General features: G+C 47.3%; 19 protein-coding genes. 12 read left to right on the top strand and 7 right to left on the bottom strand.

Going from position 1 to position 20,170, the window contains the following annotated elements:
- Positions 1 to 2: 2 nt before the first annotated feature.
- Entirely contained in the window at positions 3 to 866 is an 864-nt protein-coding gene (locus CAGA_RS00090; protein WP_135656454.1) for a class II fructose-bisphosphate aldolase, read from the bottom strand.
- Positions 867 to 1,241: 375 nt separating this feature from the next.
- Here CAGA_RS00090 and CAGA_RS00085 point away from each other — a divergent pair, with 375 nt between their 5' ends.
- From CAGA_RS00085 to CAGA_RS00075, 3 genes are all read left to right on the top strand, one after another.
- A complete protein-coding gene (locus tag CAGA_RS00085) occupies positions 1,242 to 2,039 on the top strand; it encodes a DeoR/GlpR family DNA-binding transcription regulator (protein WP_277668808.1) in 798 nt (265 codons plus the stop codon).
- Positions 2,040 to 2,215: 176 nt separating this feature from the next.
- Entirely contained in the window at positions 2,216 to 3,727 is a 1,512-nt protein-coding gene (locus CAGA_RS00080) for a CoA-acylating methylmalonate-semialdehyde dehydrogenase (protein WP_135656449.1), read from the top strand.
- Between the two features lie 142 nt (positions 3,728 to 3,869).
- Positions 3,870 to 5,036, top strand: coding sequence for an MFS transporter (locus CAGA_RS00075; RefSeq protein WP_135656447.1), 1,167 nt, complete (start codon positions 3,870 to 3,872; stop codon positions 5,034 to 5,036).
- A gap of 382 nt (positions 5,037 to 5,418) precedes the next feature.
- Here the strand turns inward: CAGA_RS00075 and ileS are convergent, their stop codons facing one another.
- The 6 genes from ileS to hypB all read right to left on the bottom strand — a co-directional run bounded on the left by ileS (position 5,419) and on the right by hypB (position 14,646).
- The gene (gene ileS / locus CAGA_RS00070; protein ID WP_135656445.1) at positions 5,419 to 8,541 is read right to left on the bottom strand and encodes an isoleucine--tRNA ligase; all 3,123 of its coding nucleotides are present in this window, start codon (positions 8,539 to 8,541) and stop codon (positions 5,419 to 5,421) included.
- Positions 8,542 to 8,933: 392 nt separating this feature from the next.
- On the bottom strand, positions 8,934 to 9,656 hold the full coding sequence (locus CAGA_RS00065; protein ID WP_135656443.1) for an MBL fold metallo-hydrolase: 723 nt from the start codon (positions 9,654 to 9,656) through the stop codon (positions 8,934 to 8,936).
- 156 nt (positions 9,657 to 9,812) lie between these two features.
- The gene (locus CAGA_RS00060) at positions 9,813 to 10,865 is read right to left on the bottom strand and encodes a DUF5692 family protein (RefSeq protein ID WP_135656441.1); all 1,053 of its coding nucleotides are present in this window, start codon (positions 10,863 to 10,865) and stop codon (positions 9,813 to 9,815) included.
- Between the two features lie 41 nt (positions 10,866 to 10,906).
- A complete protein-coding gene (locus CAGA_RS00055) occupies positions 10,907 to 11,248 on the bottom strand; it encodes a hydrogenase maturation nickel metallochaperone HypA/HybF (RefSeq protein WP_135656439.1) in 342 nt (113 codons plus the stop codon).
- Positions 11,249 to 11,252: 4 nt separating this feature from the next.
- On the bottom strand, positions 11,253 to 13,937 hold the full coding sequence (locus CAGA_RS00050) for an FAD-dependent oxidoreductase (protein WP_135656437.1): 2,685 nt from the start codon (positions 13,935 to 13,937) through the stop codon (positions 11,253 to 11,255).
- A gap of 37 nt (positions 13,938 to 13,974) precedes the next feature.
- Positions 13,975 to 14,646: a hydrogenase nickel incorporation protein HypB gene (gene hypB, locus CAGA_RS00045; RefSeq protein WP_135656436.1), complete on the bottom strand. Its 672-nt coding sequence runs from the start codon at positions 14,644 to 14,646 to the stop codon at positions 13,975 to 13,977.
- A gap of 236 nt (positions 14,647 to 14,882) precedes the next feature.
- Here hypB and CAGA_RS00040 point away from each other — a divergent pair, with 236 nt between their 5' ends.
- From CAGA_RS00040 to CAGA_RS00005, 9 genes are all read left to right on the top strand, one after another.
- A complete protein-coding gene (locus tag CAGA_RS00040) occupies positions 14,883 to 15,584 on the top strand; it encodes a FadR/GntR family transcriptional regulator (protein WP_135656434.1) in 702 nt (233 codons plus the stop codon).
- A gap of 229 nt (positions 15,585 to 15,813) precedes the next feature.
- Complete coding sequence (locus CAGA_RS12775) at positions 15,814 to 16,152, top strand: LysM peptidoglycan-binding domain-containing protein (protein ID WP_243112884.1); 339 nt, start codon at positions 15,814 to 15,816, stop codon at positions 16,150 to 16,152.
- 104 nt (positions 16,153 to 16,256) lie between these two features.
- Complete coding sequence (locus tag CAGA_RS12770; RefSeq protein ID WP_243112883.1) at positions 16,257 to 16,652, top strand: glycosyl hydrolase family 18 protein; 396 nt, start codon at positions 16,257 to 16,259, stop codon at positions 16,650 to 16,652.
- 183 nt (positions 16,653 to 16,835) lie between these two features.
- The gene (locus CAGA_RS00030) at positions 16,836 to 17,090 is read left to right on the top strand and encodes a helix-turn-helix domain-containing protein (protein WP_277668812.1); all 255 of its coding nucleotides are present in this window, start codon (positions 16,836 to 16,838) and stop codon (positions 17,088 to 17,090) included.
- Positions 17,091 to 17,142: 52 nt separating this feature from the next.
- The gene (locus CAGA_RS12975) at positions 17,143 to 17,385 is read left to right on the top strand and encodes a LexA family protein (protein WP_135656430.1); all 243 of its coding nucleotides are present in this window, start codon (positions 17,143 to 17,145) and stop codon (positions 17,383 to 17,385) included.
- A gap of 196 nt (positions 17,386 to 17,581) precedes the next feature.
- Positions 17,582 to 18,010 carry a hypothetical protein gene (locus tag CAGA_RS00020; protein WP_135656427.1) on the top strand — a complete coding sequence of 143 codons (429 nt, stop codon included), beginning with the start codon at positions 17,582 to 17,584 and terminating at the stop codon, positions 18,008 to 18,010.
- 639 nt (positions 18,011 to 18,649) lie between these two features.
- Entirely contained in the window at positions 18,650 to 19,033 is a 384-nt protein-coding gene (locus CAGA_RS00015; protein ID WP_135656425.1) for a hypothetical protein, read from the top strand.
- Positions 19,030 to 19,449, top strand: coding sequence for a helix-turn-helix domain-containing protein (locus CAGA_RS00010; protein WP_135656423.1), 420 nt, complete (start codon positions 19,030 to 19,032; stop codon positions 19,447 to 19,449). The genes CAGA_RS00015 and CAGA_RS00010 overlap by 4 nt, the downstream gene beginning before the upstream one ends.
- Positions 19,449 to 19,955: a hypothetical protein gene (locus CAGA_RS00005; protein ID WP_135656421.1), complete on the top strand. Its 507-nt coding sequence runs from the start codon at positions 19,449 to 19,451 to the stop codon at positions 19,953 to 19,955. Before CAGA_RS00010 ends, CAGA_RS00005 begins: the two co-directional genes overlap by 1 nt.
- Positions 19,956 to 20,170: the final 215 nt, after the last annotated feature.

The raw sequence follows: 20,170 nt of genomic DNA, 5'->3' as shown, positions 1-20,170 counted from the left end.
TTTCAAGCATTTTCTATTTGATCAAGCGGCATCTGATTATTAAAGATTTGAATGTGCCGTTTTACATTTTTATAAACGCCGCGCACCATTGCTTCGTTTAATTTAAAGTAATTGTGTGAACCCGGTTCCTGAAAATAAAATCCGGCCTCTTCCGTAAGTGCGTCAAAGTTTGCTGTCGCAATATTGATTTTCCGTATTCCCAAGGTAATGCATCTGCGGAAATCCTCAGGGCTAATACCGGTGCCGCCATGCAGCACCAGCGGGATCCCGACCGCATCCGCTATCTGTTTCAGGATATCAAACCGCAGCTTCGGTGCCGCCACGTAATGCCCATGCGCGTTGCCGATTGCAACCGCAAGCGCGTCCACACCGGTTTCGCCTACAAAGCGTTTCGCAACCAACGGATCCGTACAGACAATTTCATGATTCTCGCTGCCGTCTTCGCTGCCGCCCACCACTCCGAGTTCCGCTTCCGTTGTCGCCCCGCTGCGGGAAGCCATTGCCGCAACTTCCGCCGTAAGCCGGATATTTTCCGCAAGGTCATACCGTGAACCGTCAAACATGACGGAAGTAAAGCCAAGATCAAGCGCCTGCTTTACAGTACTTATTTTCAACCCATGGTCAAGGTGAACCGCAACATCCACTTTTGCTTCCTTTGCCGCTTTCACCATCATCGGCCCCATCAGGTGCAGCGGGGAGTGCGGCAACCGCACTTCGGCAATCTGCAGAATGATCGGCGTGTTAAGCTCTTCCGCAGCTTTTACCGCGCCGAGGATCATTTCCATGTTTCCCACGCTGAAGGCCCCGACCGCCCTGCCCTGTTTCTCAGCTTCTTTTAAAAGCTCTTTCATATAGCAGATAGACATGTTCGTCCTTCTCTCTGTAACGTTTTGGTCAATTTTTGACTATATGTTATCATATGCTTTTAAATTTTTCAATAGTTATTTTTAAAATATTTTATTTTTTTGTGCAAAAAGCACATCAAAGAATAATTTCGCTCCAAAAACTGACAATAGTCTAATATTTAGTGCTTGTTTCTAATTACACTTTATCAAAATATTCAAATTTTATCTTCGGGCACAGGATTTATAAATTTTCTATTATTCGATAGCGGAATATCGTCAGAATATTAAATTGAAAAACTGTTGCAAATTTTGAATAACTTTACTATAATACAAACAACGATATATTCATTTCACAGGAATGAAATCTGTGCGTGTAATACCCGAATTATCGCTGTAATGCCTTTTGTTTTTCATCATTTCATAAGGAGCTATATTATGAGATCAAAAAGGATAGAAGAAATCAAGGAGTACATTTACGAAAACAAAACCGTTACACTAGATCAAATCTGCAATAATTTCAAGATTTCGAAGAGCACAATTCGGAGAGATCTGAGCGAAATCCTCGCAAACGGCGACATCAAGAAGATTTACGGAGGCGTTACGGTGCTTCCGGAAAAAGAGCTGACGCCTTTCGAAGAAAGGAACATATCCAATCAGCAAGTAAAAGAGCGCATTGCGGCGGCCGCGGCAGAACTGGTGGAAGACAAGGACATCATCTTTATTGACTCCGGCACAACAACCCTCCCGATCATCGAACATATCGGAACCAAGAAGGAAGTTACCATTCTGACGAATAATGTCGAAATCATCATTCACGCAATCCCCTACAACAATCTGAACATTATCTCACTTTCCGGCACGCTGAACCGGAAAACGCTGTCCTTTACCGGATCCAGCGCCGCCCAGGTTCTGCAAAACTACAATATCAGCAAGGCGTTCATGGCGGCCACCGGATTTTCCATCGCCAGCGGCTGCACGAATTCCTCACCTCTGGAATCGGATATCAAGCGCATGGCCGTGCAGCGCAGCCAGCAGGTATTCCTGTTGGCGGACCGCAGCAAGTGCGGGGTGGTGTCCCTGATTACGTACTGTAATCTCAGCAAAATAAATACGCTGATCACCGACGAATATCCGCCGGAAGATATCTGCGACTATATTGAGGACCACGGGGGAAGAATCCTCATTGCAAAGTAGCTTTCGATTTTCTGATATCATAATCAATTGTCATATTTCTGCTTTTTCAACAAGGCTCTCAAAAAAAGTGAATAAGTTTTGAATAATTCTTGACTTTTGGTTCGAGGCAGGATATAATGAACCTAAAAGTTGTCAACATACTCAAAACTTGATCATTCTGAAGGAGGAGCTATGTAATGAGCGAAGTTAAAAAACTAAAGCCTTATATTAACGGTGAATTTGTGGAGTCCAAAACTTCCAAATACAGCGATGCTTATGACCCGAGCACAGGCGAAGTGATTGCCCAGGTTCCCTGCTGCACACCGGATGAAGTAGAACAGGCTGTTGCAAGCGCAAAAGCGGCATTCCCGGGCTGGTCGTCAACCCCGGTTGCAAAACGCGTACAAATCTTATTTAAAATGCGCGAGCTGATTGTAGAGCACATGGATGAGCTTACCTATCTGGTGGCAAAGGAAAACGGAAAGAACTGGGCGGAAGCACAGGGCGACGTTCTGAAGGCAAAAGAAGGCACGGAACAGGCTATTTCAGCAACTTCCCTGATGATGGGCGAAAGCCTGATGGACACTTCCAAGGGATACGACACCGTATTGTACCGCGAGCCTCTCGGCGTATGCGCCGGAATCATTCCGTTTAACTTCCCGTCCATGATTCCGATGGGCTGGATGACCCCGATCTGCATCGCCTGCGGAAACACCATCGTTCTGAAAGCGGCTACCTTTACCCCGCAGTCCGCGCTCCGTTTTGCCGAACTGTACAAAGAAGCCGGCTTGCCGGACGGCGTTATTAACATTGTTACCTGCTCCCGCCATGAAGCGGAAATCCTTCTGACGCACCCGGATATTAAAGCCGTCACTTTCGTTGGCTCCACAGAAGTCGGTCTCCACATTTATTCAACCGCTGCTGCTGCCGGCAAACGTGTACAGGCCCTGTGCGAAGCGAAAAACCACGCACTTGTTCTGAACGACGCTCCGATTGAGAGAACGGCGGCCGGCATTATCAATGCTTCTTACGGCTGCGCCGGCGAACGCTGCATGGCTCTCCCTGTTATTGTTGTACAGGAAGGCATTGCTGACAAACTGGTTGCCGAAATTGTAAAACAAGCCAAGCAAATTAAAGTCGGTCCGGCCTATGATAAATCCACGAAACTCGGTCCTGTGGTCAACGAAGCGCACCGCCAGTCCATCCTGAAATGGATTCAGAAGGGTATTGACGAAGGCGCAGACTTGGTTCTTGACGGCAGAAATGTGACAGTTGAAGGCTATGAAAACGGCTTCTACCTTGGGCCGACCATTTTCGATAACGTAAAGCCCGGCATGACAATCGGCGACCGCGAAATCTTCGGGCCGGTTCTCTGCGTAAAAAGGGTAAAGACCTTTGAAGAAGGCCTTAAGATCATGAACGCCAATCCGTTCGCAAACGGTTCCGTTATCTTCACACAAAACGGCCACTATGCCAGAGAATTCGCACGCCATACGGACGGCGGCATGGTCGGCGTAAACGTTGGTATCCCGGTACCGGTAGGGTACTTCCCGTTTGCAGGCCATAAGAAGTCTTTCTTCGGCGACTTGCACTGCCTTGGAAAAGACGGCTTCCGCTTCTTTACGGAAAGCAAGGTTGTTACTACCCGCTGGTTTGACGAAGAAGAGAGCAAATCCACAAATGTAAGCACATGGGACGGAACCATCTGATTTCCCATGCAATAACGAACCAATAAGCCTATTCTTTTTCCAATCCCCTAATTATAAAGGAAAGGGAGACTATTCGCCAATGGAATAGTCTCCCTTTTCCTCATTTCTCTCTTTAAATGAACCGTATGGAAGGGATGTTCTCATGCTTCAATCAAATAAGCGGCAAAAATTGCTATTACTGACCGTGATCGCTGTATTCTGGTTTTCGCAATATGTTTATATTCCCTATCAGGCAACATACCTGTCATCCATTGGGGCTGCCCCGTCGCTGATCGGCTTAATTGTAGGTGCTTACGGATTTTCCCAGCTCGCTTTGCGAATGCCAGCCGGATTGATGGCTGACCGGAAAGCCAGGCATAAGCCCTTTATTTTGCTCGGCGTTTTGCTGGCCGGCACCGCCTCTTTGTTCCGGATTCTCCTTCCGAATGAATGGGGCTACCTGATTGGCAGCATCCTTTCGGGCTGCGCATCCGCCACATGGATTTCATTCATGCTCCTGTTTTTTACATATTATGATAAGGAGGAGCTTCAAAAGGCCTCCGGATTAGCGGTTGGTGCAAACAATTTTGGGATTCTTATTGGCTTTCTGACCGGTACTCTGCTTCATGAAAAATACGGAATGCACCTGCTCTGCACTTTAAGCTTCCTCCTTGCAATCCCCGCATTTTTCCTGTCTTTCTTTATTCAGGAAGCGGACACGGACGAAGAAGCGCTTCCCGTAAAGGAACTGGTAGAGGTCTACTTCAACAAGCGGCTGATTCTATTTTCCTTGCTTGCCCTCATTCAGCAAGGCGTACAGCTTTCCACTTCCATGTCCTTTACCACCAAAATTGCGCAGTCCCGGGGAGCTAACAGCGTTCAGATCGGCATCTGCTGCATAATTTATATTCTGACCGCTGTAATCAGCTCGTATTTCACCGCTTCAAAAGCAGCGCAGAAAACGGGAGCCCGTATCTGGATACCTGCCATTATGCTTTGCCTTGCGGCGTATTGCGTCCTCACCCCGAATCTTCCGACGGTGGAATGGATTTATGCGGTGCAGATTTTATCCGGGCTTTCCACCGGAATTCTATTCTCCTTCTGTACAAGTGAAGCCATGAAGGAAATCCCGAAAGGAAAGAGCTCGACAGCAATGGGTTTTTATCAGGCGGTTTATGCGATTGGGATGACTGCCTTCCCTGTGATTACCGGAACAATCACAGGAAAATTCAATTTTGGCACAGCCTATTACATACTCGCAGGAATTACCGTAATCGGCCTTGCGGGAGCAATTCGATTTTATTATTTTGCGCATAAAGCCGCAAAATAAAGAAAAAAGAACCATAAAAAATGAACGGATCCTATTTTCCTAAAATTCTCTGCTGTCCGCAAAAAAAAGATACGTATAATAACAAGAAAAATATCTATAATAATAGTGTGCCAGCAAGGGAAGAATTTGATATTTTTTCCAAGTGGGAAAACACAAGCCCCCGTCAGATACCATCCTGACGGGGGCTTTGTTATTGAAATAAATCTATAGCCTACACACAATTCTCTCCATAAAAAGCTGACCGCCCCTCCGGGTAAAATCCGGAAAGGGCGGTTCCTACCAGCAGGCTGACAGCATGAAATAAATCACTATATTGTGCGGGTTAAATCTTCAAAAAGCAAGAGGTGGAATGGGGCCGAAAAGAAAACCGCAGCTTTCAAAATCAAAGCACTTCATTTTTATTTTTTACCCCGAAAACAGCTTCCTCGCCGTTGATATTCCACTCCATGCGGAAACCGTCCATTTCATTCAGGCGGATTTCATCCGCCAAGACATCGTGCTGAATCGCTTCCCGGTTTTTCGCCATAACATCCGCCACTTTTTGGCTTCCGGTTGCATAGACGATGATATGGTCGGTCAGATTGAATTTCGCTTCCTTGCGCATGGACTGAATTTTGCTGATGATTTCGCGCACAAAGCCTTCTTCCACCAATTCATCCGTCAGCACCGTATCCAGCACAACGGTGATTCCATTGTCGGACGCGGATTCAAAGCCTTCCTTCTTGGCCGTTTCAATGAGTAAGTCATCCGGACTCAGGCGGATTTCTTCCCCTTCAATCTGCAGGGCCAAATAGCCGTTGGCGTCAAGCTCTTTCTTCGCTTTGCTGCCGTCCAGCTCCAGCAGGGCGGTGCGGATCGCATTAACCTTTTTCCCGTATTTCTGTCCCAAAGTCCGAAGTTGGGGTTTAAAAAGGTATGCGGTAAAACGGGAAGCGTCTTCTTCAAAATGCACTTTCTTAATATTCAGCTCTTCCCGGATAATTTCATGGTAAAGCGGGCCAACATCATGCGCTGCGCAGATATACAGGTTTGCAAGCGGCTGGCGGTTCTTGAGACTGGCCGCGTTTCTGGCCGTACGGCCAAGGGTTACCACCTGCACGGCCTCTTCCATGTCCTCTTCTAGCTTTTTATCGATAAGGCTTTCGTCGGCAACCGGATAATCGCAGAGGTGGACGCTCTCCGGTGCATCGGGATCCACCGTGCGCACCAAATTCTGATAAATATCCTCGCACATAAATGGAATCATTGGCGCCGCGACTTTGGCAACCGTAACCAGCGCCTTGTACAGGGTAAGATAGGCGTTGATTTTATCTTCCGTCATTTCCTGCACCCAAAAGCGTTCCCTGTTTCTGCGTACATACCAGTTGCTCATTTCTTCCACAAAGCTCTGCAAAGCTCTAGCCGTTTCCGGAATCTGATAATTCCCAAGGTAGCGGTCGACATCCAGAACCAGCGTATTGAGCTTCGAGAGAAGCCATTTATCCATTACGGTCAGCTTCTCCAGGTTCAGCTTGTACTTGGTTGCGTCGAACTTGTCGATATCGGCATACAAAACCCAGAACGCATAGGTGTTCCACAGGGTGGACAGGAATTTGCGCTGTCCCTCCGTCACCGCCTTCGCGTAGAACCGGTTCGGAAGCCATGGAGCGGAATTACTGTAAAAATACCACCGAATCGAATCCGCGCCATAGGTTTTCAGCGCGTCGAACGGATCAACCGCGTTCCCTTTGGACTTGGACATTTTCTGCCCGTTCTCATCCTGCACATGCCCCAGCACGATGACATTTTTAAACGGAGCCTTATTAAACAGAAGCGTGGAAATCGCCATAAGGGAATAGAACCAGCCTCTTGTCTGGTCCACCGCTTCGGAGATGAAATCCGCGGGAAACTGCTGGTGGAACAATTCCTTATTTTCAAACGGATAGTGATGCTGCGCAAACGGCATGGAGCCGGAATCAAACCAACAGTCGATTACCTCCGGAACACGTTTCATCGGCTTGCCGCATTTCGGGCAGGTAATGGTAACCGCGTCAATATACGGACGGTGGAGCTCAATGTCTTCCGGGCAGTTCGTGGACATTTCCTTCAGTTCCTCAATGCTGCCGACAGCATGACGGTGCCCGCAGGAGCATTCCCAGATATTCAGCGGCGTACCCCAGTAGCGGTTGCGGCTGATGCCCCAATCCTGCACATTCTCCAGCCAATCGCCAAAACGACCCTTGCCGATGCTTTCCGGAATCCAGTTTACCGTATGGTTATTGCGGATCAAATCCTCTTTGACCGCTGTCATTTTAATAAACCATGATTCTCTGGCATAGTAAATGAGGGGCGTGTCGCATCGCCAACAGAACGGGTAGCTATGCTCAAAAGCTGGAGCGGAGAATAAAAGGCCCCGCTCTTTCAGATCCTTTAAAACTTTCGGGTCAGCGTCCTTGCAGAAAACGCCGGGCCAAAGGGTTTCTTCCGTCATCTGCCCCCTGCCGTCCACAAGCTGCACAAACGGTAGATCATAAATTCTGCCGACGTTTGCGTCGTCCTCACCAAAGGCGGGCGCAATATGAACCACGCCGGTACCGTCCGTCAAGGTTACGTAACGGTCACAGGTGACATACCAGCACTTTTTATCCGGATTCACAAAGCGATAAAGCGGCTCGTATTCCTTGTACTCCAGTTCTTTTCCCGTATAGGTTTCCAATACGGTAAATTCTTCGCCAAGGACGGTGGGTGCGAGCTCCTTCGCCAAATAATAGGTTTCCCCGTTGCAGCTTACCTTCACATACGCCTCATCGGGATTGACGCAGAGCGCCACATTAGAAGGCAGCGTCCACGGCGTGGTCGTCCAGGCAAGGATATACGCATCCTCGTCTTTCACCTTAAATTTTGCAATCGCAGATTTTTCCTTTACGTTTTTATAGCCCTGCGCTACCTCATGGCTGGAAAGGGGCGTTCCGCAGCGCGGGCAGTACGGCACGATTTTAAAGCCTTTATAGAGCAGGCCCTTTTCCCAAATCTGCTTAAGCGCCCACCACTCCGACTCAATATAATCATTATCGTACGTAACATACGGATGGTCCATATCGACCCAATAACCAACGGTGCGGGAAAAATCCTCCCACATACCCTTATATTTCCACACGCTCTCTTTGCACTGTTTGATAAACGGCTCCAGCCCGTACTGCTCAATCTGTTCCTTGCCGTTTATATGCAGAAGCTTTTCAACCTCCAGCTCCACCGGAAGGCCATGGGTATCCCAGCCAGCCTTGCGCGGCACTTCATACCCCTTCATGGTGCGGTAGCGCGGGATAAGGTCCTTAATCACGCGGGTTAAAACATGGCCGATATGCGGCTTTCCATTGGCCGTCGGCGGGCCTTCGAAAAAGATATAGGACTTACCGTCCTTCCGCAGGGAAAGGCTTTTTTCAAAAATATGATGCTCTTCCCAAAAGGCTTCTACCGCTTTTTCGCGTTCAACAAAATTCAAGTCTGTTGATACTTTTTTGTACATACTGCAATCTCCGATCCTTCGTATTGGTTTGGCATTCTTTGCTGCCTAAAAAAGAAAAAAGTCTTTGCCCCGTATTCACAGGACAAAGACGAAACTTTGTTATACCACCTATTTACATACCACCATATGTTTTCCCGATAACGGCGGAAAGCCGGCTTCACTTACTCGGCTGTGCCTTTCAGCTTGCAACTCCAGAGGGATTTTCCGAATTCATCTACTCATGCCGGGCTTGCACTCCCCCCGGTTCGCTGTGATTTTTAATGAAAGCCTACTGTCTCTGTCAATGTTTTTCCATCTATTCTTTTGTCATTATTTATAATAGCATAGAATAGGAAATTGTCAACTATCATCTTCTTTTCGCGCATATGCTGGTCTTTCCGGATGCGCCCGTTCTATACCGACACCATTTCAAGCTGTGAATGCAAAAAGTCCATCGCTTCTTTCCGGCTCCGGGGCACATCATGTCCGATTAAATAGGTTGTAAAATCGAATGATTTAATATAGGCGATCAAATCCAGTAATCGATCCCGGTCATACTTGCCGTCGCCATAATAATCCTCACAGTCCGAATCGCCGACAACAAGAACTTTTTCTTCCGGGATATAAAGAAAGAGCGAATCCCTGGAATGTGTGGAATCATGCGGTTCCAGCACGCAATGTATCCCCCCGAGGTTAATCTCCACTTTTTCTTTTAATTCAATGTCCGCCGGAATAACGGTGATGTCCCCCAGATTTTCATATTCGCACAAAATACATTGATTACAAAAAGCAATGTCTTCGCCGCGTTCTTCCCGCTCCCGCATTTTCTGTTCCGTCCATTCCCAATTTTGGACTTCCCTGAGCTTTTGGTTTGTTAAAACAGATGCGATTGTTTTCCCGGTGACTGCATGCATTCCAAACGTATGGTCCCAATGCCAATGTGTAAGAACGGTATACGCCGGTTTCCGAAAACCATGCTCCTTTAATTCATGATAGAATTTTTCCACATGCCATTTTGAATTTCCCGCATCAACCGCCAGACTCATCGTATCCCCGTTTATATAATACAAATAAGGCCTGTCCGTCCTTTTTTCCCCCGGAAGAAAGTATATCCTTTCTGTCAGCTTTTTAAGCATATAACCTTTACCCTCCAAATGATTTCCACAACAAAATTCCATTGAAATTAACTCTATCATCAAGAGGCAGCAATGTCAATCCAAAATTCTCCCGGTTTTCATTGCAGCGCGGGAAGCCCGGAAATCCGGACTTCCCGCGCTTTTTACGGTTAGCATTTAAGCGGCAAGGTCTTTAATATTGCTGTATGCCGTAAGGTCTGTGTAAAGCTCCGAGGTATACGGATTGCGTTTTGTCTTGATTACATGGGCTATCATGTAAACAAAGACCGCCACATTGATGAGCAACGCCATCAGGCTCCAGATAAAGAGTGCCGTCGTGTCCGGCGAAGCTGAAGCAACCGTGTAGATGCCGGGCGCCGCCTGCATTGTGTAGCCGTCCGCCGCAAGGAGCCCCTCTTGCATAGCGGCCTGCGCGATGTCATGGCTTGCAGTAGACTGCACCATCCACTTGCTGGCGTCCTGGAAAGAAGGGAAGGTCTGGGCAAACATACACCAAAGGGCCAGCGTCTGCGCGCGATGTTGGAGCCATGCGCCTTTTCCGACTGTGAATGCGCAAAGCGTCGGCGCAAGAAGCAACGCAAAGCCGCAGTACCATGCATGTGTCGGCAGGCAGTTGTACGTATAGGCAAAGTTCCATACGTCATAGGCGATAATCCAGAACCAGAGCATATCGGGCCAAAGCATATCGCGGCTCTTATCTTTTTCAGTCTCCTGACGGATGCAGATTCCAAACCAGCCGGTAATGGTAATGATATTCAGAATTCCGGCGATTCCGTTCATATAGTTCCATGAACCGCCGATGTAATACTGAATCTGATTGTTGGCATATTCAACAACAGGGGTAGTGTAACGGCCGACCTGAAAGTCGCGCGTTACCGCTTCGCAGATATTGATCGCGAGAATGAGCGGAGGGAAGCAAAGGGCAGCCTTGTTTTGAGAAAGCCCTTTCACATGGCGGATACACCAGAAACCGATGCTGCCGGCCGTTGCGGAATAGACTTTCGCCAGATGGAACCAGTCCATATATGCGCTGTCGCGGAAAACTGTCAGCCACATTACCGTAAGCACAATTGGCAGTATCACAAAGAAACTGAAACCGACCCATTTGTATCGGCGGGTCACCTCATTGAGCGCAAAGAGGCTTACGAAAACACAAAGCCAGACTAAAAGCACCAATATGGTCGGAACACCTTCATAAAACACAAACATAGCAAACTCCTCCTTTATAAAATAAAATATACCATCTGTTTTTAGCGGCAGACGATTTCTCTGACGATCATGTCATTGCCCTCAAGAATCTCCAGATCCTGGCCGCCGCATCCGGGGCATTGCAGATCATTCGCCGCGGCGTTGAAAATCCGTCCGCACCCGCGGCATTTAACAATGCCCGGCACAACAACAAGCTCCAGTTTCGTATTCTCCATAAAGGTTTTGTAAACGGCGGCGGGATAGCACTGCTCCAAATAGCTAGGGACAATACCGGAAAGCTCTCCGACCTCGATCACGATCTTTTCGACTTCGGTCAGCCCTTCTTCCCGCACAATTCCCTCCACAGTATGGACAAGCGCACTGATGATCCCGAGTTCATGCATGAAATCAGTCCTTTCCGAGCCTTTCCTTTACCGCTGTGGCAACGATTTTTCCGCTGCGGCGAATGGCGTTGCCCGCAATTTTAACGGGCAGCTTTTCGTAAAAGCCGGGCACGGTATGGCGGGTTTTTTCAAGGTGGATGGCGTCGAATTTGCATTTTGTCGTGCACATGCCGCATCCAACGCACATATAGCTATCCACCTGCACCGCGCCGCAGCCAAGGCAGCGCTCCGTTTCCTTTTTCAGCTGTTCCTCTGTAAAGGTCAGCCTGTCATCTGCAAATTTATCTTTTTTTACAGGGGAATGTCCGGCACGCTGGCGCGGCGTCATGTCATAGCTGATATTCGACAGGTCAATATTCGATTTATCAAAGGCATGGTACTCTTTCCTGTCACGCCCAAGCGTCAGCGTCTGCCCGGGCTGCACAAAGCGGTGAATGGAAATCGCGCCCTCTTTTCCGGCCGCAATCGCGTGAATCGCGAATTTCGGCCCCGTGTAGCAATCTCCGCCCACAAAAATATCCGGTTCGTCCGTCTGGAAGGTAAGGCCGTCCGCCTGCGCGGTGTTTCCCCTTCCAAGCTTCACCTTGCTGCCTTCCAACAGGCCGCCCCACTGAATGGACTGGCCGATGGAAAGTAGCACCGTATCCGCCTCGACAGTAATTGTGTCTTTTTCGTCGTACTGCGGGGCAAAACGGTGATCTTTGTCAAAAACAGAAACACAGCGCTTGAATTCCACACCGGTTACTTTCCCGTCTTTTGTAAGGATACGTTTCGGCCCCCAGCTATTGTGAAACACAACGCCGTCACGTTCCGCTTCCTCTTTTTCGTCGTCAAGCGCGGGCATTTCCTCGCGGCTTTCCAAGCAGTACATGGACACGGAGTCCGCCCCTTCGCGCACAGCGGTGCGCGCCACGTCAACCGCCACGTTGCCGCCGCCGATGACCACAACCTTGCCCGAAAGCTTTGCTTCGTGCCCAAGGTTGACTTCGCGCAGGAAATCGACGCCGGAAATCACGCCCTGTGCGTCTTCGCCCTCAACACCGAGCTTTCTTCCTCCCTGCGCGCCGATGGCGAGGTAAAACGCTTCGTAGCCTTCGCGTCGAAGCTCGTCAAGCGTGATGTCGCGGCCGACCTCGACGCCCGTTTTAAACTCTACACCCATGTCACGCAAAACGCTGATCTCCGCGTTCAGCACATCTTTTTCCAGACGGAAAGAGGGGATTCCTAGTGCGAGCATACCGCCCAGTTTTTCCTGCTTTTCAAAGACGGTAACGCGGTAACCGTCAATTGCAAGGTAATAGGCGCAGGAAAGGCCCGCCGGGCCGGCGCCTACAATTGCAACTTTATTGCCCAGATGATAGCGCATGGGCGGTATGTAACGCGAGGAGCTCTCAAGCTCCTTATCCGCAATGAACTTCTTGATTTCATCGATGGCGATCGGCTCATCTATGTTGCCACGGGTGCATTCGCTTTCACAAGCGTGCGGGCAGATACGGCCGCAAACAGCCGGGAAAGGATTTTCTTTCTTGATCAGTTCCAGGGCTTCTCTATAACGGCCCTGCGCCGCCAGCTTAATATATCCCTGAACGGCAATATGGGCAGGGCAGGCTGTTTTACAGGGAGCTGTTCCCTCCTCCGCAACATCCTTGCGGTTTTCGCGGTAGTCCTTGTTCCAGTTCGTTTCGCGCCAGACATGGTTCCGCGCCGTATGAACCTTATGTTCAGGCGCGGGATTTTTCGCACATAAACGCTGCCCTAGCCGGAGCGCATTGGTGGGACAGTTTTCCACGCACTGGCCGCAGGCAACGCACTTTTCCGGGTCGGATACGGCGGTGAAGTTGGAGCGGATCCCATCCGGCGTATTAAAGAGCGTTGCTAAGCGCATGGAAAAGCAGGCGCAGCCGCAGCAGTTGCAGATTGCCGCAGATTCGCCGAGTCCGTCCGTATGAGGCATCTCGTGCATCAAACCGTTGTCCTCGGCAAATTTGAGGATTTCTTCGACTTCTTTACGGCTGACCTGCCGCCCGCGCCCGGTACGAATATAATACTCCGCGCCGGTCCCCATCTGGATGCAGATTTCTTTTTCGAGATGACCGCAACCTTCGTTCAGCACCCGGCGGGACTGCCGGCAAGAGCAGTCCGAAACACTATATGTATCATATTTGTCAAGGTAATAGGAAAGGTGTTCCCACGGCTCCGTATCGGGAATGTCCTTGATTGCGCTTTCAACGGGGATTACGCGCATCATGGCAAGTCCTTCCGGAAAGAGCGGTGCCATCGGCGCGAGCCGCCTGCGGGTGTATTCCTCAAACGCCTTGCCGATTTCCGGATGAGCTGCGAGCTGCTCGCGGTTATTTACCATCATCTCAAGCATGCCGGGCGCGAAAATATTCACAAAGTAACGGTCCTTGCCGTCCTTCTCCGTCCAAACCTTACAAACACCGGTTTCCGCCAGTTTATCCAGCAGCTTCTGTGTCTCTTCGCGGGACTTGCCGCATTTTTCAACGACATACTCGAACGTACGCGGCTTACGCAGCCCGATTGCCAGCGCCACATCAGCCATGTCATCCGTTACCACAGCATTGAGTGAATAATATTCGGGGGTGTTTTCGTCTATCTTATTCATCGCCCCTGCAATGCCGCCCACCATTTTCGCAAGCTTTACAATCTTCGGTCTTAATTCTGCCATTGTTGCTTCCCTCCATTCAGAATGTTACCGGTATCGTTTACGGGCTCCTCCATGCCGTTACCTCATTGCACAGCCAGTCGATCCACTTGTCTATTCCCTCTCCCGTACGCGCGCATACCGGGATGATTTTTGCCTTCGGGTTGCGCATCCGGATATTCGCGCTGCATTTTTCCATATCAAAATCAAAGTATGGAAGGACGTCTGTTTTATTGATGATTACGACATCGCACACAGAAAAAATCAAGGGGTATTTCAGCGGTTTGTCGTCCCCTTCCGGCACGGAGAGGATCATTGCGTTTTTCACCGCGCCGGTATCGAACTCCGCCGGACAGACGAGATTCCCCACATTTTCCAAAATCGCAAGTTCCACGTCGTCGGTCCCAAGTGCTTCAAGCCCCTGCCGGGTCATGTCTGCGTCAAGGTGGCACATACCGCCCGTATGCAGCTGAATCACTTTCGCGCCGAAGCTTTCGATGGTTTTGGCGTCCACATCCGAATCAATATCCGCTTCCATCACACCCACCTTCAGCTTTCCGTCCAATGCTTCAATGGTTCGGGACAGAAGGGTGGTTTTTCCCGCGCCGGGGCTTGACATCAGGTTCAGTAGAAAGACCTTTTGTTTTTTTAACTCCTGCCTCAGCTCCTCGGCCCGACGATCATTGTCCGCAAAAACACTCTGCCTGACCTGCAGAACTTTAAATCCGTTCATTCTTTCACGCTCCTTTTGAATGAATACGATCTGACGTAAAGCTAAGCTGTGGCTTTACCAGATAATCATCTAACCATTTATGCATATGTAGATAGTATAATAAATATAAAAAAATCACAATAATTTTGTTATAATTTCAACATTTTATACAATTATAATTCCTTGAATCCAGTTGTATTGTATGGTAAAATCGCCTTGGTCTTGGTCATACCACTGCCCACAAAGGAGGCTTTTCCATGGAATTTCAAAAACTTAGTGCGCCAAGCCTTAAGGAATTGTTTATCCGCCAAATCCGAGAAAGCATTTTGTCCGGGCAGGTTTCGGTCGGCACGCGGCTGCCGCCGGAGCGGGAGCTCGCGCTGCAGATGCAGGTCAGCCGCGCGGTGGTAAACAGCGGCCTTACGGAGCTTGAACATCAGGGATTTCTTGAAATACGCCCGCGCCAGGGCGTGTTCGTGGCGGATTACGGCAGGAACGGCAATATCAGCACGCTGAACGCCATTATGGAATACCACAGCGAAACGCTCGGCCGGGCCGAGATTCGTTCCATACTGGAGGTTCGCCGCGCGCTGGAACATCTGGCGACGGATGCCGCAATCGAAAACGCCAGCGCAGAGGATATGGATTGCCTTGAACGCCTTGCCGCGAATGTGGAAGCCACCGGTTCAATCAACCAGACGATTGAGGCGGCCTTTGCTTTCCACCACGAGCTGGCCGTGGTAGGCAGCAACAGTATCCTGCCGCTGATTTATATATCCTTTAAGCCCGTTGTTTCCCAGCTCTGGCTGCGGTACTGCCGCCGCTATGGTGCGGATTCGCTTTCCGACAGCACGCGTGCCCTTGCGGAATGCGTTATTGCCCGCGACCGCGAGGCTGCACGCCGCTGTACGGATGAGCAGCTTGACAACTGCATTTACGGAAACAGACAAATATACTGAGTATACCATTATATGCCGCCCGTAAATTAAATTAAGAAGAGCAAACTGTATGCGGATGCTTTCCCGGAAAATCAGAATCATGAACCACCCTTGGCGTACGCTTCTAAATCGCCTGATTCCTGCTGCCCTAAAGAAAGAAGACCACAGGAATTTTATTTCCGTAGGCATATTGGGGCTGCGGGCATAAATTGCAAGGAATATTCTGGTTTTTTTATGCTATTATGGCAGATTGCGAATAGCTACAACGTCCCGATGGGAGTCCATCATATCCGCCAACGGGATTTATAATCCGGATGTGCTGGTCGTGGGCGAAACGCTGGTCATCCCGTTGGAAGGTGTCGTTTACATCGTGCAGCCGGGGGAAACGCTGTGGCTGATTGGGCAGCGTTATAATATCCCCCTGCAGAACCTGATACAGGTAAACCGAATCGACGACCCGAACAGGATAGCCCCCGGCATGCTGCTCGTCATTCCGAGTAAGACGAGGCCGGTCATCCGCGTGAACGGGCACATCTACATGCTCGGGCGGGCTGCCGTTCCGATGTCCGTAAGGACGGCGGTTATCTGACTTACCTTAGCCCGTTTACCCATTTAATAAAGGAGGACGCAAGCCTGCAGGTCATTGACAACGGCCCGGCCCTTCAAGCTGCGGTATCGCAGATGGGCGTTCCGATGATGGCCGTCACAAACTTTACCGCAACCTCAAGAGGCGAGAATCTGGCGTCGATTCTATTGAACAACCCTGAAAAAACCGGACAGCTTTTGGACAATATCATCGATATCATGCGGCAAAAAGGGTATAAAGGCCTGAACATCGATTTTGAAAACGTACTTCCGAATGACCGTATGGCCTATAATCGCTTTTTGAAGCAAGCTGCGACGTGGATGCACGCCAACGGTTATTTCCTTCCCACCGCCGTTGCACCGGAAATCGAACCGGAGCAGTCGGGGCTTTTGTACGAAGCCCACGATTATCCAGCGCACGGCCGAATCGCCGATTTCGTGATTCTGATAACCTATGAATGGGGATACCGGAAAGGTCCGCCGCAGGCGATTTCGCCAGTATAAGGAAATGATGCCCTTCCCACCGAGTTTAACTCTCATTAACCGCTATCAATCTCTCGCCTCCAATTTTGTAACTTATCGCGTAACAAACAATAGTGCGCGTAACTTCCCTTGTCAAGTAACTTTTTAATCTGAAAAACATATTGCAAAATAAGTGATTTTTGCTATTATAGAAAACAAGAGCAGGTGATAAGAACGATAGGGGACAATATCCGTAGAAAAAGAAAAGAAAAAGGATTGACTCTCGATGACCTGGGAAAGCAAGTTGGCGTAAACCGGCAAACCATACAGCGATACGAAAGCGGAGTTATCAGCAATATTCCGTCCGATAAAATTGAAAAAATGGCCAGCGCTCTCGGATGTTCTCCGTCCGACCTGATGGGTTGGGATAAAGAAAATGATCATAACATCCTCCCCATTACTGGAATGGTCCAATCGTAGGCACTATTCCTGCCGGGACCCCTGTTCTAGCTACAGAAAATATTGAGGTTATATGCCTCCCTTGGTTAAAAACCCAGAAGAATATTTTGCTTTGCGCGTCCATGGAAAAAGCATGATAAACGCAGGTATCCCGGACGGGTCGCTTGCGCTGATTCATCAACAGCCATGCGCTGAAAATGGGCAAATTGTCGCTTGCCGGATTAATGGCGATGGAGCAACGCTTAAGCGTTTTAAAAAATTGGAGATACCGTCGTACTCATGCCGGAGAATCCTGATTTTCAGCCGATCGTCGTAAAATGCTCTGATTTTGAGAACGGATATGCTGAGATTATCGGCATTGCAAAGCAAGTCATAACCGATTTGAAATAGAAAAGTCGCCCTTCCCTACTTGCGATAGGGAAAGGCGGCAATAAGAGAAATTCTGTCAGAGAATTCCTCAAATACATTGTAGTATATTGTTCCGATATATCAATTACTTGGAGGAAAAGAAAATGAAAACAAGATTGGTTAGTCTGCTTCTATGTCTCATCATGTGCTTTTCTTTCGTGCCCAATACGGGCTATGCGGCAAAACGCGCTACTTATCATCCAAAAACCACATCCTCGGCAACCGTTAAAAAAGCCATAAAGAAACCAGTTAAAACAACGAAAAAAGCTTCCGTCAAAAAGGTCACCAAAAAGTCTACCGGTAAAAAAAACGCTACAAAAACTGTCAAAAGGCCCGCTGTTAAAAATAAAACGGTTGCGCAAAAAGCAAGCGCGCCTGCTCAGTCCCAAACGGTTTATTGGGTAGATCATACAAATATATATCATTCCTCAAAGAACTGTAGAACGCTAAGAAAATCAAAAGCAATACATAACGGAACCATAAAGCAGGCAAACCGTGCCGGACATAGCAGGCTCTGCAAAGTATGCGGATAATGGGTAATTTTGAAAATCCCTATTTCCGCTTCGATCCGGAATAACGAAAATCACAACCAGCGTTTGTTTCCGGCAACAGAATCGGTAAGCACTAAATCTGCAAGATAAAAGCCCGCCGAGCGGTCGGCGGGTTAAACGGGTAAAATCGTATTTTAAAGAGAAAAAAATAAAACCGCACCAAACAGCCGAAAAATGGCTACCTGGTGCGGATTTTTGATTGGAGCGGGAGAGGGGAATCGAACCCCCGTCATCAGCTTGGGAAGCTACATCAGAAACGCTGTAAACTCGCATAAATACTGGATTTTTTTAAGCGCCTGACTTGCATCTGACTTGCATAGTGTTCTGTGGCTGCAGTAAGGAGCGAAACAAAATCACCTGCCAACCGGTCAAGATCAGTAGGGGTGTATATGTTGAACAGTAATCAATCCAAATAAAAAATCCCCCGTCAGCCAATCAGCCAACGGGGGATGGTTTTGTTCTTTGAAAATTTTATTGCTTTATATTTGAATTTATCGAAATATATTATATAATAGGTATAAAATTTATATAGGTAATTTCAAAATTAATAATAAAATATTTTTAAAAAAATCATTGCAAATATAACCTATAAGTTATATTATATGATTAGGAAGCACAAATATGGATATAATACATAGAGTACCAGGATATAACCACATATATGCTTACAAGTCTTTTAGTGATGAATTCTGTCGACTTTTCAAAAACGACAAAGCCTCTTTAAAAAGGTATCAAAAATGGCTAACCCGACGATTAGGCATGTTGGAATCAAAAGGAACTGCTTGCATTAATGGGCAATCTTTTGAGTATATTGATCAAGACATTTATTCTATACGTCTTCCTGAAAGTAAGCACAATCCACGAGTAATCTTTACATTTTGTTTAGGTGAACAAAATGTAATATTATTAACCGCGTTTTTAGAACAAAATTCTTCAGATTATGATTCTCCTAAACGTATCTCCAGAAACAGAATAGTCATGATTAGGGAGGAATTTGATTTATGACTTTGGAAGAAAAATTAGCTAAAGTCCCTGTTGAAAATAATTTTTTTAGTGAGCTATCAGAAGTAGATATCGCTTATGGAAAATTAATGGGAAAAATAGCAGGCAAAATAATTTTAGAGCGTACTAAAAATCATTTATCACAAGAAGATTTGGCAAAAAAACTTGGCGTTAAACAGTCTTTAATATCCAAATGGGAAAGTGGCGACAATAACTTCACTTTTTTGCAAGTAATCAAAATATTTAATAAACTAGGTATTGATATTGATATAGTCTTTAATCCGCAAAACCAATATATGCAAAATAGTATTTCTCCATTTAGATTTACAATGCCACAGAAAACAAAAACAATACCATCAGAAGATGTTAGAAATATTCTATCAGAAGAATTTCTAGAAAAAGAGAGCGCGATTGCTTAATGAAAATTAATAATCAAATAACTGCAGACATTCAATTTATTGGAAGTTGCATTCAAAGAACTAAAATTTCAAATAATATTATTCGCCTTGATGATGATGCTGTACGAGAATTTGGTATAGACATCGATGTTCCCGAAATAGAACGAAACGAAAGTCTTGCATTGATTGGAATAGTTAATTTAGGTATTATTGTAAATGTAAAAGATAAAAAAAATAATAAAAAAACAAAAATCGATATATTAATACAAGGATGCTTTTCCTCAGCAAATCCAGAGTTATCGGAAGATAAATTCAAAGCTATGCTATATATAAATGGCGGTAGTGCTTTATATTCTATAGCTCGATCATTTATTTGCAATATATCAGCTAATATTTACGAATCTGGTAAACTTCTTTTGCCAATGATTAATATAATTGAATTTATAAAAGAAAAAATAAAAGAAGAGAAACAAGCAAAACCAAAAGCGGCATCAGAACAACTTGATAAAACAACCAAAAATAATTAAATCAAAATCACACAGAAATTAATCCAGTAAACAAAAAAAATCCCGCCCTCCGAAAAGAAAGCGGGGATTTCTTCGTTATTCCTGCTTTGTTACTTCATCCGGCGTATTGCTTGCTCCGGCTGCTGCGGAATCCACAAGCCCCTCGCCTACTATGTACGCGATTACTGCACCCAGCGACATGATTACGCCGCTGATCTGCTGGGTGGTGTTTGCGT

The sequence above is a fragment of the Caproiciproducens galactitolivorans genome (assembly GCF_004768785.1).
Lineage (GTDB): Bacteria > Bacillota > Clostridia > Oscillospirales > Acutalibacteraceae > Caproiciproducens > Caproiciproducens galactitolivorans.
The sequence above is the reverse complement of the archived record's forward strand: the minus strand, read 5'-3'. Positions and strand labels throughout refer to the sequence as shown.

Bases quoted from the DNA above. Each gene is read 5' to 3' on its own strand.
- CAGA_RS00090 (WP_135656454.1), bottom strand. From the start codon at position 866: ATGTCTATCTGCTATATGAAAGAGCTTTTAAAAGAAGCTGAGAAACAG.
- CAGA_RS00085 (WP_277668808.1), top strand. From the start codon at position 1,242: ATGCCTTTTGTTTTTCATCATTTCATAAGGAGCTATATTATGAGATCA.
- CAGA_RS00080 (WP_135656449.1), top strand. From the start codon at position 2,216: ATGAGCGAAGTTAAAAAACTAAAGCCTTATATTAACGGTGAATTTGTG.
- CAGA_RS00075 (WP_135656447.1), top strand. From the start codon at position 3,870: ATGCTTCAATCAAATAAGCGGCAAAAATTGCTATTACTGACCGTGATC.
- ileS (WP_135656445.1), bottom strand. From the start codon at position 8,541: ATGTACAAAAAAGTATCAACAGACTTGAATTTTGTTGAACGCGAAAAA.
- CAGA_RS00065 (WP_135656443.1), bottom strand. From the start codon at position 9,656: ATGCTTAAAAAGCTGACAGAAAGGATATACTTTCTTCCGGGGGAAAAA.
- CAGA_RS00060 (WP_135656441.1), bottom strand. From the start codon at position 10,865: ATGTTTGTGTTTTATGAAGGTGTTCCGACCATATTGGTGCTTTTAGTC.
- CAGA_RS00055 (WP_135656439.1), bottom strand. From the start codon at position 11,248: ATGCATGAACTCGGGATCATCAGTGCGCTTGTCCATACTGTGGAGGGA.
- CAGA_RS00050 (WP_135656437.1), bottom strand. From the start codon at position 13,937: ATGGCAGAATTAAGACCGAAGATTGTAAAGCTTGCGAAAATGGTGGGC.
- hypB (WP_135656436.1), bottom strand. From the start codon at position 14,646: ATGAACGGATTTAAAGTTCTGCAGGTCAGGCAGAGTGTTTTTGCGGAC.
- CAGA_RS00040 (WP_135656434.1), top strand. From the start codon at position 14,883: ATGGAATTTCAAAAACTTAGTGCGCCAAGCCTTAAGGAATTGTTTATC.
- CAGA_RS12770 (WP_243112883.1), top strand. From the start codon at position 16,257: ATGATGGCCGTCACAAACTTTACCGCAACCTCAAGAGGCGAGAATCTG.
- CAGA_RS12975 (WP_135656430.1), top strand. From the start codon at position 17,143: ATGCCTCCCTTGGTTAAAAACCCAGAAGAATATTTTGCTTTGCGCGTC.
- CAGA_RS00020 (WP_135656427.1), top strand. From the start codon at position 17,582: ATGAAAACAAGATTGGTTAGTCTGCTTCTATGTCTCATCATGTGCTTT.
- CAGA_RS00015 (WP_135656425.1), top strand. From the start codon at position 18,650: ATGGATATAATACATAGAGTACCAGGATATAACCACATATATGCTTAC.
- CAGA_RS00010 (WP_135656423.1), top strand. From the start codon at position 19,030: ATGACTTTGGAAGAAAAATTAGCTAAAGTCCCTGTTGAAAATAATTTT.
- CAGA_RS00005 (WP_135656421.1), top strand. From the start codon at position 19,449: ATGAAAATTAATAATCAAATAACTGCAGACATTCAATTTATTGGAAGT.